At 35.8% G+C, this 13,275-nt stretch carries 11 protein-coding genes, 1 other RNA gene and 1 pseudogene; 4 read left to right on the forward strand and 9 right to left on the reverse strand.

Features of this window, described 5'->3' with window-relative positions; translation table 11 throughout:
* Nucleotides 1-1,589: 1,589 nt before the first annotated feature.
* From dtd to AC4BBR_RS12310, 7 genes and pseudogenes are all read right to left on the reverse strand, one after another.
* Nucleotides 1,590-2,036, reverse strand: a complete 447-nt coding sequence (dtd, locus tag AC4BBR_RS12280) for a D-aminoacyl-tRNA deacylase (protein ID WP_490459813.1) — start codon at nucleotides 2,034-2,036, stop codon at nucleotides 1,590-1,592.
* Nucleotides 2,037-2,047: 11 nt separating this feature from the next.
* On the reverse strand, nucleotides 2,048-4,261 hold the full coding sequence (locus AC4BBR_RS12285; RefSeq protein ID WP_490459814.1) for a RelA/SpoT family protein: 2,214 nt from the start codon (nucleotides 4,259-4,261) through the stop codon (nucleotides 2,048-2,050).
* Between the two features lie 478 nt (nucleotides 4,262-4,739).
* Complete coding sequence (locus AC4BBR_RS12290) at nucleotides 4,740-5,387, reverse strand: deoxyribose-phosphate aldolase (RefSeq protein ID WP_490459815.1); 648 nt, start codon at nucleotides 5,385-5,387, stop codon at nucleotides 4,740-4,742.
* 17 nt (nucleotides 5,388-5,404) lie between these two features.
* Complete coding sequence (locus AC4BBR_RS12295) at nucleotides 5,405-6,154, reverse strand: 16S rRNA (uracil(1498)-N(3))-methyltransferase (RefSeq protein ID WP_490459816.1); 750 nt, start codon at nucleotides 6,152-6,154, stop codon at nucleotides 5,405-5,407.
* Between the two features lies 1 nt (nucleotide 6,155).
* The gene (prmA, locus tag AC4BBR_RS12300) at nucleotides 6,156-7,103 is read right to left on the reverse strand and encodes a 50S ribosomal protein L11 methyltransferase (protein WP_490459817.1); all 948 of its coding nucleotides are present in this window, start codon (nucleotides 7,101-7,103) and stop codon (nucleotides 6,156-6,158) included.
* A gap of 13 nt (nucleotides 7,104-7,116) precedes the next feature.
* Nucleotides 7,117-7,602, reverse strand: a complete 486-nt coding sequence (locus tag AC4BBR_RS12305) for a DUF3013 family protein (protein ID WP_490459818.1) — start codon at nucleotides 7,600-7,602, stop codon at nucleotides 7,117-7,119.
* Nucleotides 7,538-8,237: pseudogene (locus AC4BBR_RS12310) on the reverse strand (DNA-3-methyladenine glycosylase). The gene AC4BBR_RS12305 and the pseudogene AC4BBR_RS12310 overlap by 65 nt, the downstream one beginning before the upstream one ends.
* Nucleotides 8,238-8,477: 240 nt before the next feature.
* On the opposite strand from AC4BBR_RS12310, the gene AC4BBR_RS12315 reads away from it, so the two are divergent.
* The 4 genes from AC4BBR_RS12315 (at nucleotide 8,478) to AC4BBR_RS12330 (ending at nucleotide 10,944) form a co-directional block, all read left to right on the forward strand.
* Nucleotides 8,478-9,764, forward strand: a complete 1,287-nt coding sequence (locus AC4BBR_RS12315; protein ID WP_490459819.1) for a replication-associated recombination protein A — start codon at nucleotides 8,478-8,480, stop codon at nucleotides 9,762-9,764.
* Nucleotides 9,765-9,829: 65 nt separating this feature from the next.
* A non-coding RNA gene (ssrS, locus tag AC4BBR_RS12320) (6S RNA) lies at nucleotides 9,830-10,023 on the forward strand.
* A 68-nt stretch (nucleotides 10,024-10,091) separates the two neighbouring features.
* Nucleotides 10,092-10,370 (forward strand): hypothetical protein, encoded by a 279-nt coding sequence (locus tag AC4BBR_RS12325; RefSeq protein WP_490459820.1) that lies wholly within the window; start codon nucleotides 10,092-10,094, stop codon nucleotides 10,368-10,370.
* A gap of 97 nt (nucleotides 10,371-10,467) precedes the next feature.
* Nucleotides 10,468-10,944, forward strand: a complete 477-nt coding sequence (locus tag AC4BBR_RS12330; protein ID WP_490459821.1) for a universal stress protein — start codon at nucleotides 10,468-10,470, stop codon at nucleotides 10,942-10,944.
* A 56-nt stretch (nucleotides 10,945-11,000) separates the two neighbouring features.
* Here AC4BBR_RS12330 and AC4BBR_RS12335 read toward each other — a convergent pair whose 3' ends face one another.
* On the reverse strand, nucleotides 11,001-12,188 hold the full coding sequence (locus AC4BBR_RS12335; RefSeq protein ID WP_490459822.1) for an acetate kinase: 1,188 nt from the start codon (nucleotides 12,186-12,188) through the stop codon (nucleotides 11,001-11,003).
* Nucleotides 12,189-12,214: 26 nt separating this feature from the next.
* Nucleotides 12,215-13,219, reverse strand: coding sequence for a class I SAM-dependent methyltransferase (locus AC4BBR_RS12340; RefSeq protein ID WP_490462121.1), 1,005 nt, complete (start codon nucleotides 13,217-13,219; stop codon nucleotides 12,215-12,217).
* Between the last annotated feature and the right edge of the window lie 56 nt (nucleotides 13,220-13,275).

A 13,275-nucleotide genomic window follows, 5' to 3' on the forward strand; every position in this document is an offset into this window, starting at 1 on the left:
AGACACCTCTACAATCATTTCAATTTTTCCATTTGTATCCTACTAACTTGTATTATACCAATCAACCTTTTCTTTTATGACTTTCCTCAATAAATTCTATTTTTTACTTTGTATGGTAAAAACAATGCGTTTGACATTACATCACTTGGTATTCATTTCATACTTTACCATTTTAATATTCTTCAATAAATCCAGTACCAACAATCCAAAAGAAGATAAAGTGATTTTCTGATTTCAAAAATATAAATCTCAAGCACATTTTCTACTTTTTCACCCATTTTCTGGTGTGCTAACAACAGAATTTTCTCTAATTTTTCGACAAAATACTTTTCACCTCATCTTCTCTATGTCATTTTAATCCCTGCGCAATCATTCATTTTTCAACCTCTTAAAAAAGCGCTTACACATTCTTCGTAAATCTTCTCTCATGTTTGATTATTAAAACAAGCTCAAAAACTCCCCCGGTCCAATTAGTATTTAAGTTATTAATGCCTCCCCTAAAATCTCAATGTTGCTATCTTTATCTCATTTTTCTGGAGAAATTACTCGATTAAAATTGCATATTAGATCTGAGACTCGCAAAAATAAGTGGCCTTTAGTTATAGTCATTGGGATGAAAGCTGGTCTAGAAAAAGATTCTTTCTGATTCTGCGGTCTATTTACATTTAGACGGTGAACTAAAAGGAACTTTTATTTTTGTCCTACACCCAAATAAATTTTTTATTTCTTTCTAGATTCACGCCAACATAAGTAGAGACAAGTTAGAGTTAAAAGCGCAAATAGAGTTTTTTCAAATACATTTTGAAACGAAATAAGTTGAATAATACTGGCAAAGGAAACAAATAAGAAAGCATAGAATTTTGATGACGAATATGTTATTCTTCTTTGTTCGTTAATAATTGTTACAATTAACCTTATTATAAATAATAAAAATGGATTGTTTAAAGATTTTGAATAGGAGAATAAAATTGAAACGATTAAAATAGCTTAAACCAACACAAAAGATGTCATATAATATATTTTCTTAAACATAAAGGACTCCTTAAAAAAACATTCAATTTAATGATTAAACTATCTTTAATTATTTCTCTATTTTCCACTTGACTAACCATAGAAAACGAGGCTGAAACAGAAGTATCTAGCCTCGAAAAATAAGCTCAAATTCACGAAAGTTGATAAGAAGCACTGTAAACGTATCAAATAACTGTAGATTATTACCTACTAGATACTCTTAAAATGCTTGTGACTAAGTAGGGCTTGGGTAATATTAATTCATTACATTCACTTTTTTTACAACAATTTAACCTTATTTCCAAAGAATTATTTCTGCTTCCACTATTTAATTAAATTCCATATGAATGAGGGATAACTCAAAAAATGATGACCTATTTACGTTTTAATTTATAGAGAGTAGAACAATTAAGTTTTCAGTTTCTAAGTGCTGAATTCATTGGCGTTGTTGGTACTGGGTATAATTCTTTATGTCTGAATAATGAGCTTCCATTCCCGCTAAAGCAAAGAATAGCAACCTTATTCATTCCTAAATCGATACTTTTGTAAAGTAGACATGAGTTCCCTACCTATCTAATTTATTTATTTCTTGTATCAATAATAATAGTAACTGGTCCATCATTAATCAAGGATACTGCCATATCAGCCCCGAACTCTCCCGTTTCTACAGGGATATTTAATTCTTTTAACTGTTTATTGAATAGTTCATACAAAGGAACCGCAATCTCAGGTCGTGCAGCTTCTATAAAACTAGGGCGATTCCCTTTTTTAGTCTCTGCATACAGCGTAAATTGAGATACACTTAAAATACTGCCTTGAACCTCTTGAATACTTAAATTCATCTTGCCAACATCATCTTCAAACACACGAAGTTTGCTGATTTTTCGAACTAAATACTCAACATCTGCTTCACTATCAGATTCATGAATTCCGAGTAAAATCATAAATCCTTGGTTTATTTTCCCAATACTTTTTTGATTGGTTGTAACTTCTGCTTGCTTTACTCTCTGGATAACTGCTCTCATAACTACACCTCCTAGCCATTGGTTCGACGAACGTTATAAACGTCTGGTATATTTTTAATTTTATCGACAATCGTTTTCAAATGTGCTAAATTTTGGATTTTTACTGTCACATGAATCATCGCCATCTTATTTTTTGTTGGCTTTGCTTCTACACTAACTAAATTCTTGGTCATCGAACTAATGACTTGCAATATATCATTTAATAATCCACTACGATTATAACCGTAAATTTCTAAATCAGCATCATATTCTTTGTTTGAACTATCGGTATCTTCCCACTCAACTTCGATCAATCGTTGCGCAAGTTCTTCTTGGTGCTGAACATTCGGACAATCTGCTCTATGAATTGAAACGCCACGCCCTTTTGTGATGTATCCGACAATTTCATCTCCCGGTACTGGATTACAACAACGACTGATTCGAACCAGTAAATTTTCAACGCCTTGAATCACGATTCCGCCTTCATGACGAACCTTCATTTTATCGGATTCTTTTTTTACCGGCTGCGTCATCAATTCTTCTGCTTCTTGTTTTTGTCGTTCTATCTCTTGTTCTTTACGTTCCTTTTCAGTTAAACGGTTAAACACTACTTGCGCACTGATTTCACCATAACCAACAGCCGCATATAGATCATCTTCTGTTTGAAAATTAAAACGATCCAACGCTTCCGCCATTTTTGTTTTATTCAAAAACTCTTTTGGTGCAAAGCCATGTTCAATCAAGTATTTACTGATTCCATCGTGTCCTTTAATAATATTAACTTCTCGGTCTTGGATTTTAAAGAATCGTTTGATTTTGTTTCGTGCTTTACTAGTGGCAACCATTTTTAGCCAATCGCGACTTGGGCCAAAAGAATTTGAAGAGGTCAAAACTTCAATAATATCCCCATTTTTCAGTGTATAATCTAGCTGAACCATTTTACCATTGACTTTAGCACCCGTTGTCTTATTCCCAATTTCGGTATGTACACTATAAGCAAAATCTAGCGGACCCGAACCTTTAGGTAATTCTGTTACTTCACCAGTTGGAGTAAAAACGTACACCTTATCGCTGAAAATATCTCCTTTGACGCTTTCCATAAACTCAGATGCATCATAACTCTCATCCTGTAGCTCAAGAATTTCACGAAACCAGCTTAATTGTTTTGTATCAGTATCTTCTTCGACTTTTTCAGCCTTACCTTCTTTGTACGCCCAGTGAGCAGCTACCCCGAATTCAGCGATTTGATGCATTTCATGGGTTCTAATCTGCACTTCTACTGGATTGCCTTTTGGTCCAATAACCGTTGTATGGATGGACTGGTACATATTGGCTTTTGGCATCGCAATATAATCTTTGAAACGTCCTGGCATCGGTGTCCATTTCGTATGAATCGCACCTAGTACAGCATAACAATCCTTGATCGAATCGACAATGACACGGATTGCCAGCAAGTCATAAATTTCATTAAATTGTTTTTTCTGATCTTTCATTTTGCGGTAGATAGAGTATATGTGTTTGGGACGACCGTAGATTTCAGCATAAATATCTAAATCTTCTGTCGCTAATCGGATATCTTCCACGGCTTCCTCAACGTATGCTTCACGTTCGTCTCTTTTACTTTGCATCAGATTAACGATTCGATAATATTGGTTTGGATTGATATAGCGTAATGCCGTATCTTCCAACTCCCATTTAATCCGGCTGATCCCTAAGCGATGAGCAAGCGGTGCATAGATTTCGATTGTTTCTTGCGCAATTCGACGCTGTTTATCTTCACGCAAATGCTTTAATGTACGCATATTATGCAGACGGTCAGCTAATTTCACCATGATTACTCGCAGATCTTGTGCCATTGCCAGAAGCATTTTCCGGTGATTTTCAGCTAGTTGTTCTTCGTGAGATTTATATTTTATTTTCCCAAGCTTGGTCACACCGTCAACTAACATCGCAACATCCGCACCAAATTCATTTGCTAAATCTTCCAATGTTACATCCGTATCTTCAACTACATCATGTAGAAAACCTGTTGCAATAGTATGTGGATCCATCCGTAATTCCGCTAAAATTCCAGCAACTTGTATGGGATGGATAAAATAAGGTTCACCTGATTTTCTAATTTGACCCTCATGTGCTTTTTCAGCATAATCACAAGCTTTTTGAACAAACGCAACATGTTGGGGTGCCATATACTTTGACACGAGCTTAATAACTCCAGGTCCTGTCATTATTTCCTCTTTTGGCATGATTCTCACTCCTCTTTCCTTTTGGTCCGTTATCCGCTATCTCTACGTCGCTTCACTTCCTAGAATAGAGGTACTCCTCTTTCCTTTTGGGTCGCTATCCGCTTTTTCTACGCTGCTTCACTTCCTAGAATAGAGGTACTCCTCTTTCCTTTTGGGTCGCTATCCGCTTTTTCTATGCTGCTTCACTTCCTAGAATAGAGGTACTCCTCTTTCCTTTTGGGTCGCTATCCGCTTTTTCTACGCTGCTTCACTTCCTAGAATAGAGGTACTCCTCTTTCCTTTTGGGTCGCTATCCGCTTTTTCTATGCTGCTTCACTTCCTGGAATAGAGGTACTCTTTTTCAATTAAGAGTTCAATGTCCTTAATATTTATGTAAATAATCGATCATTTAAAAAAAGAAAAGCACCACTTGAAACAGTAGCACTTCCAATATCTTTTATTATACTAACAATTTTTTTGATTTTCAATTCCTCAAATCTTAATTTGATTTTGAAATTAAAGGTAAAATTTCACGACCATTATTAATTCCGATATAAGATGCTCCTGCTTGAAAAAGAAGTTCAATTTCAAGTAGCGTTGGCGCTTTGACGTTTATTTGAAAAGTCATTTGTTTTTTGCGTCCCATTCTAAAAATGCTTATATCATGAATCGCTTGCTCCATTGTCAACCCCACTCCTAAAGAAACTACACTGACATTCGACTTGGCAAGCTCCATGGTTACTACTTGTTTTTGGCTATCCGTCAAATGGCTACTGTCTAAAAAGAATCCCAAAGCTTTTCGTCCAAATGATAGCTGCTCCAAAGTTTGATAACTTTGATTTCCATAAATTTCTAGCTGTTCAGGTTCCATGGTTATAAAAACATCTGACGCACCATCTCTATATAACTGTCCAGTTTCAAATGCTTTTTTTGCTAACGTCCCGCGTCCTAGTGGGAAATCAACGAAACTGCCTACTTGAATCATTGTTCCTGTTAATAATTGTTTTGCTCTTGAAACATTATAAGGTAAAACAAAAATTGAACGAACAGGAAATTCTTTTAAAAAAAGGATTTCTTCTGTGAACTGTTGATCTGTAAATGATGGATCTATTAACATAATTGAAATTCGCTGCAACTCTAACTCCATAAATAACCCCCTAAACCTTACACTAATTCAAATTGATAACTGATGGCGCTTAAAGCATATAATGGTGCTGTTTCAGCACGTAAAATTCGCGGACCTAATCCACAAATAATACCACCACATTCTTGAAAATTTTCAATTTCAGCTAATGAAAAACCACCTTCTGGTCCAAAAACAATCAATATTGACTCTCCAACACTTAATTCTGAAAGTGCTGTTGCAAAGCGACTGCGTTCCCCAACTTTTGCAGACTCTTCATAAGCAATCAACACTTTGTCATAACTAGAAAAAACATCGAGCAACTCTTGTTCTTTCTCTAACAATACAATATCTGGTACAAACTGACGATGAGATTGCTCAGCAGCTTCTACCGCAATTTTTTTCAAGCGTTCAGTCTTTTTGGCCAATTTTTTATAGTCCCATTTTACAACAGATGCTTTAGCTGGAAACCCAAGAAATTTATGACTACCAAGTTCCGTTCCTTTTTGGACCACCCATTCCAGTTTATCCCCTTTAGGATAACCGCAAGCAATCGTAACATTAACTGGCAATTCTTTTTCTGCTTGTTCTTTACTGACTTCTTTTAAATAAACCGCTGCTTCTGTAATTTCGATGATTTCAGCAATAATCGCTAAACGATCGCTAAAAGCCAAAAAAACTTGCTGCTCAGACTCCATTCGCATCACTCGAACGATATGATGATAATTTTCTCCCGTGATCGTATAACGCTCTTTGGATTCATAAGGTTCCGTTAAAAAGTAACGCTGCATCTTACTCTTCCTCTATTTTCTTTAAAAGAATCGCATACCAATCTCCCTGTTGAAAAATCTGATCCACAAGAAAACCTGCTGCTGTCATTTTTTCTATAATCATCGCTTTTTTCTCATGAATGATGCCAGAAACGATCAATGTTCCATCAGTTTTCAATAAACGCCAAGCATCTTCGATCATCAAGGTAATGATATCTGCTAAAATATTCGCTACGATCACATCTGCTTCGATCGTTACGTCTTTCAACAAGTCATTAGCTGAAACGTGAACATCCCTTGCGATTGGATTCATGTCCATGTTTTCTTTTGCCGCAGTCACAGCCACTTCATCTAAATCATAGGCGAAAACTTCTTTTGCCCCCAAATATTTACTCGCAATACTCAATACACCAGAGCCTGTCCCAACATCAAGAAGCGTTTCGTCTCCTCGCAACACGGTTTCCAAAGCTTGTAACGTTAATCGTGTTGTTGGATGCGTTCCTGTTCCAAAAGCCATTCCAGGATCTAGGGTAATTATTTTTTCAAACTCATCATGTGCCTCATATTTTTCCCAACTTGGAACAATCGTTAGAAAACGGGTCACACGAACGGGATGATAATATTTTTTCCACGCTGTCGCCCAATCACTTTCAGCAACTTCACTAACACTCACTTCATTTTTACCGATTGCAAGCCCAAATTCAGGTAAACGGGTAATACTTTCTTTAATAAAAGGAAGTATTTCTGGTAAAAAAGTTGTTTCAGGAAAATAAGCCATTATCAAAGCCCCATCTTTGATATGCGTGAATTGTTCTTTATCAAGTAATTCTCCATAAAGATCACTTTGGAAATTTTCTACATCTAAAGAATCTTCAATAGCAACACCACTAGCTCCTGCTTCCATCATAATATTGGAGATTGCTTCAACCGCTTCACTGGCTGTTTCAACTTTTACTTCTGTCCATTTCATACGATCACCTCTTTTAATAGCTTGGATAAGCGATATATGTATCGCCCTCTGCTTTTTGATACTTTTGAACGTAGTTTTCAAAAGCTTCTTGCGACCATTTCAACTCGAATACTTCTTGTTCTTCATCTGTTAAAAAATCTAATAAATCACTTTGCCCTTCTGTTAAAACATCATTTAAATAATCGACAAAACCATCCAGCACAGACTGTTTGATTCCTTTTTTGCCCTCATAAGGAATGGCCGCTAGAAATTCTTCCTCAGCTAAAGAAGATTTGTCAGGATTATAAAACAAAATACCATCTTCAAATTCAATGATTTCTTCTTCTGAAACTGTTCCTTGTGCATCATCGATTTGTTCATGAGTAATATTTTCAGCAAACAAACGAAAGACAACCTCAATTATATGGTTTTTACTGTCCCAATCAAGAGCTACATCATATTCTGTGATTTTCTTGGTAATTTGTTGATCTAAATAAGTTAACATCGTTACTTTTTTCATTTATTTTCTTCCTTCCAACCAAAGTCTTTTTGATCAATATCACTTCTTCTTTGTTTTGAGATATAAGGGTTTCCTGAAACGATATACCTTAATGGCCATTCCGTCCAAATCCCTTTGTTAGGAATTCCAATTCGAGGAAGTGAAATGATTTTTTTAGGCGTTTTTCTTTTTTGGGGAACGATTCGTAATGAACTATCAAAGATCGATTGACCATACAATTCTTTGTCAATTCCTAAAGCAGCGACTAGTTTTCCTGGTCCATTAGATAACTCGATTCCTTTACGCCCTTTGCGATTTTCTTCCATTTTTTTGATTCCTTCAACAGGTTCGATGGCGCGGATCATGACCCCTTGAGGTTGACCTTTTTCTTGCGTCACCATATTTAAAATCAAATGCGTATGCATTGTATATAAATAAATTGTTCCCGGTTTTTCATACATCGCTTTCAACCGCGGCGTATTCCGCAATCCAAAACTATGAGCTGCCTTATCTTCTGGACCTAAATACGCTTCTGTATCAACGATATAACCAGCAAGTATGCCAGATTCAGTTTCATGTTCTAAGTACATTCCTAATAAAAACTGAGCGATCTCTTCTGTTGATTTTGTATTAAAAAAATTTATCGTATCATTCATTATTTTTCACCACTTCCTATCATACACGAATCTAGGCCTATTATCCATTGAAATAGCAAACGATTAGTAAGATAAATCAATATTTCTTCTTGGTTTAATCGACTAAATAAACTCAAATGCAAACGTACGTTCATTGTGGTATAATAAAAAATAAAGAATTTTTTATCTAGCGTCATAGGCTACTCTTTCAGAAAAAAGATTAAACAGCTCTTTCAGCTTTTAAAATAAGGAGGTTCAACGATGCAAAAACCATTAGCTTATCGCATGCGTCCACGTAATTTAGATGAAGTCGTTGGCCAACAACATCTTGTTGGATCAGGAAAAATTATTCGTAGAATGGTAGAAGCTCGTATGCTTTCATCTATGATTTTATATGGTCCACCTGGTACAGGTAAAACTAGTATTGCTAGTGCGATCGCAGGTTCTACAAATTATGCTTTTCGCCTATTGAATGCTGCAACAGATACTAAAAAAGACCTACAAATTGTCGCTGAAGAAGCAAAAATGAGTGGCACAGTGATCTTATTATTAGATGAAGTTCATCGTTTAGACAAGACAAAACAAGATTTCCTATTGCCACATCTTGAGAGTGGTCGAATTATTATGATTGGTGCAACAACTGAAAATCCATATATTACAATCAATCCAGCTATTCGGAGTCGGACACAAATTTTTGAAGTCAAACCATTAACTGAGTTAGATATTCAAAAAGCTGTCAAAGAAGCCCTGTCTGATTCTAAACGTGGCTTAGGAGAGTTTCCAGTTATTTTAGAAGAAAAAGCATTGCAACATTTATCACGTGCAACAAACGGCGACTTGCGCAGTGCCTTAAACGGGCTCGAATTAGCTGTAAAATCAACACCTGAAAATGAAAATAAAGAGATTAACATTACCCTTTCGATCATTGAAGAATGTGTGCAACGCAAAGCGTTAACTCATGATAAAAACGGTGATGCTCATTACGATGTGATCTCTGCTTTTCAAAAATCGATTCGAGGCAGTGACACAGATGCAGCCCTTCATTATCTGGGTAGATTAGTTGAGGCTGGTGATTTACCAATTATTTGTCGCCGTTTAATGGTGATTGCTTATGAAGATATTGGGTTAGGAAACCCGCCTGCAGCTGCTCGTACGATAACTGCTGTTCAAGCCGCTGAAAAACTCGGTTTTCCCGAAGCACGCATTCCACTTGCTAGTGTAGTTATCGATCTATGCTTGTCACCAAAATCCAATTCTGCCATCAGTGCAATCGATGCTGCCCTCGCTGATATAAGAGAAGGAAAAGCTGGAGATGTTCCGAATCATTTACGTGATAGTCATTATTCTGGCGCTGAAGAATTGAATCGGGGAATTGGATACCAGTATCCTCATAACTTCGAAAATGCTTGGGTTTATCAGCAGTATCTACCTGATAAAATAAAGAATGCTCACTATTATGAACCAATCGATACTGGAAAGTATGAACAAGCATTACACCAACAGTATCAACGAATCCAAAACTGGAAAAAAGAAAGTAAGTCTAAATAATAATTCGCTTAAACAGCTAAGCGCTCTCTTTGCTGTTTAAGCTATGTTGTGCTATTATAAAGATGGTAAATCTGTGATGTACGCGTTGTCTTTTTTGTGTGTTGACCGAACATTTTATTGATATCTAGGGATCCTTCTGGTACCTAAGCTGGTAACATGCCTTATCACTTGGTAGTTCGAAGCTGTCAGTCGTGGAACCCACCTGCTTTGTTTGCGGGTTCAATACTATAGGACGAATAACGGCATCAACGGATTTTACCATTTTTATTTAAATTATCGAACAATTTGCGAAATGCAAATTGTTTTTTATTTGATGGAGGTTTAACTATGATTCGCACTCTTATTTTTGTATCAGCAACGTTATTAGTTATTATCGGCATTTATTTATTAAAGAAGTCAACTATTTTTCTGCCACTAATGCACAATGGTGAACTTGATGAAAATAAACAGTTTTTACACCAGTTTGGTATTTTTTATCTAATCCTAGCCGCCATTGGTATTTTAGTTGGGATCTTTAACCTAAAATTTTTCTCATTGCTCTATATTTTTAGTTTGCTTGTGATTTCGTCTGTATTTAGTGTTATGTTTGCCAAGAAGATACTATGATAGGATCTTCTTTTTTATTTTCCTTTTTCACGGTTTTGTTCTACAATTAACGTATTAAAAACTATCTATTCTCAACTATTTGGAAGGAGTGATCACAATGTTACAAAATTATCGTAAAATCATGGTTGCCGTTGATGGATCGTCTGAAGCAGAATTGGCTTTTCAAAAAGCAATGAATGTCGCTGTAAGAAATGATGCAGAATTACTATTAGCTCATATTATTGACACACGCGCATTTCAATCTGTTTCTTCTTTTGATGGTGTTTTAGCTGAACAAGCATCAGAAATGGCGAAACAAACACTTGAAGGATACAAAAAGCAAGCGAAAGAACATGGTTGTGAAAAAGTAGCTAGTGTCATTGAATATGGTTCTCCCAAGTCACTGATCGCTAAACAGCTACCCAAAGATCATGAAGTTGATTTGATCCTGTTAGGCGCAACTGGTCTAAATGCTGTTGAACGTTTATTTATTGGCTCTGTTTCCGAATATGTTATTCGTAATGCAGCTTGCGATGTATTGGTCGTAAGAACTGATTTAAACAATAAAATTCCTGTTCAACAAGACGATAAGTAGTTTTTCGAAAAAAAAAAGCAACCCGATTTCTTTGTCGAGTTGCTTTTTTATGATCCTTATTTTCTTAAACGCTCAACATCACGAGCAATCATTAATTCTTCATCAGTAGGAATCAACAATACTTTAACTTTAGAGTCCTCCGTCGAAATCACTGATTCTTTTCCACGAACATTGTTCTTCTCATCATCCAATTCGCAACCAAACCAAGTCATGCCTTTGATTACTTCGCTACGAACGTGCGAATCATTTTCACCAATTCCGGCAGTAAAGACAATTGCATCTACACCGTTTAAAACAGTTACGTAACTACCAATGTATTTACGAATACGATCTGTAAAGATATCATACGCCACTTGAACAGCTTCTTTATCCATGTTTGCTTCTAAATCACGCATGTCACTAGAAATGCCAGTCAAACCAAGCAACCCTGATTTTTTATTTAAAATATCAATCATGTCTTTGATATCAGTCAATTCAAGTTTTTCCATTAGATAAGCTAGTAAAGAAGGATCGATATCTCCAGAGCGAGTACCCATTGTTACACCTGCAAGTGGTGTGAATCCCATTGATGTATCCACAGATTTACCACCATCAACTGCCGTGATTGAAGCTCCATTACCCAAGTGGCAAGTAATGATTTTTAATTCTTCAATTGGACGACCTAACATTTCAGCTGCACGTTCTGCAACAAATTTGTGGCTTGTTCCATGCGCACCATATTTACGGGCTGCAAATTTTTCATAATATTCAGTTGGAATACTATATAGGAAATTGTGTTTTGGCATTGTTGTATGGAAAGATGTATCAAACACAGCAACACTGATAATACCAGGTAAGATTTTTTTGAATGCTTTGATTCCCATTGCATTCGCTGGATTGTGTAATGGCGCAAGTTCTGCTAATTTTTCAATTTTTGCTAAAACTTCATCGTCAATAACAACTGAATCTTTAAAGTCTTCTCCACCAGCAACGACACGATGTCCAACACCAGTAATTTCATCAAAAGAAGCTAAAATGTTTAATTCAGTTAATTTATCTAATAACATTTTAACTGCAACATCATGATCGTTGATGTCGATGATTTCTTCATATTTTTCATTATCGCCAAATTTGATTGTAAAAATTGAATCATTTAAACCAATTCGCTCAACGATTCCTTTAGCGACTACCTCTTCAGTTGGCATTTGATATAATTGCCATTTTAAACTTGAACTTCCAGCATTGATTGCAATTGTTTTAGACATAATATTCTCCTCTTTATCAGTTGTTTTTATTTTAAATTTGAAGACTTCCAAGCCTCAAATTGTTGAAAAAATTGTGTGGCTCTCATAGGATCTTTCAGTGAACCTAATTTTGCAACAAGGACTTCTTTTGCCTGCTCGCTATGTTCACCTTTATTTTGTACAATTAAAATACTTTTGCTTGACTGAGCTGATTGGAACAACTCATCTGGTAATTGGATCATTCCTTGTAAATAAACATTTTTTTGCAACCAATTTTTGAAAAATGAACTCTGTTCTGTCTCTAAAATAGTCGTCGGTATTAAAAATAGTCCGTAGCCATCAGGTCTAACAAATTTCATTGATTGTTCCATCAATACATGATGAGCATAACTGTGTCCTTCTTCTGCTACAGAATCGAATGCTTCAACTTTTTCATCGTTGGGGTAGTATCCAATTGGCAAATCACTTATTGCTACATCTACTGGATCAACAAGTAAGTTCTGCACCCCATCTTGGTGAAAAAGTTTTATCGGTGCTTTTGTCCATTGAATGTTGGTTGCTGAAATAGATAACAATGTATCATCAATATCCACACCGTATCCTTGAACTGCTCGGTCTTTTGACTCTAAACTAAGAATAACTGTCAAAAGTAAATTTCCCATGCCAGACGCAATATCTAATATTCTTAACGTGCCACCTGAAAAGAGATGCTCGATCAAATAAACAAATAAAAAACCGATACTATCTGGCGTTAGTTGATGATTTGCCTGTAAGGGCTCTGCTTTATTCCCTTTAAGTAAAATCAACTGAGACAAACGTCTAATTTCTTCAGGTTCTAATTCGATAGCTTGTAGTTGTTGATAGATGGTTTCAAGTTTTTGAACGGTTTGTTCATCTGGTACACCATCTTGCACACGTACTTGATAAGTATCAATGATATTTTCACCATTTTCAATGTACGCATCTAAAAAAGAAGTATCTAAAGACCGTTTAAGTAAGCCGATAGCTTGTTCCGTTAACTCGAAAGCCTTTTCTATTTTCTCAGGGAACAAAAGAAGCACCTCAATTTCCTTCTATAGTATAACAATTTTCATACCTGTTCTATTTT

Source organism: Enterococcus sp. AMC1251, from assembly GCF_058216535.1.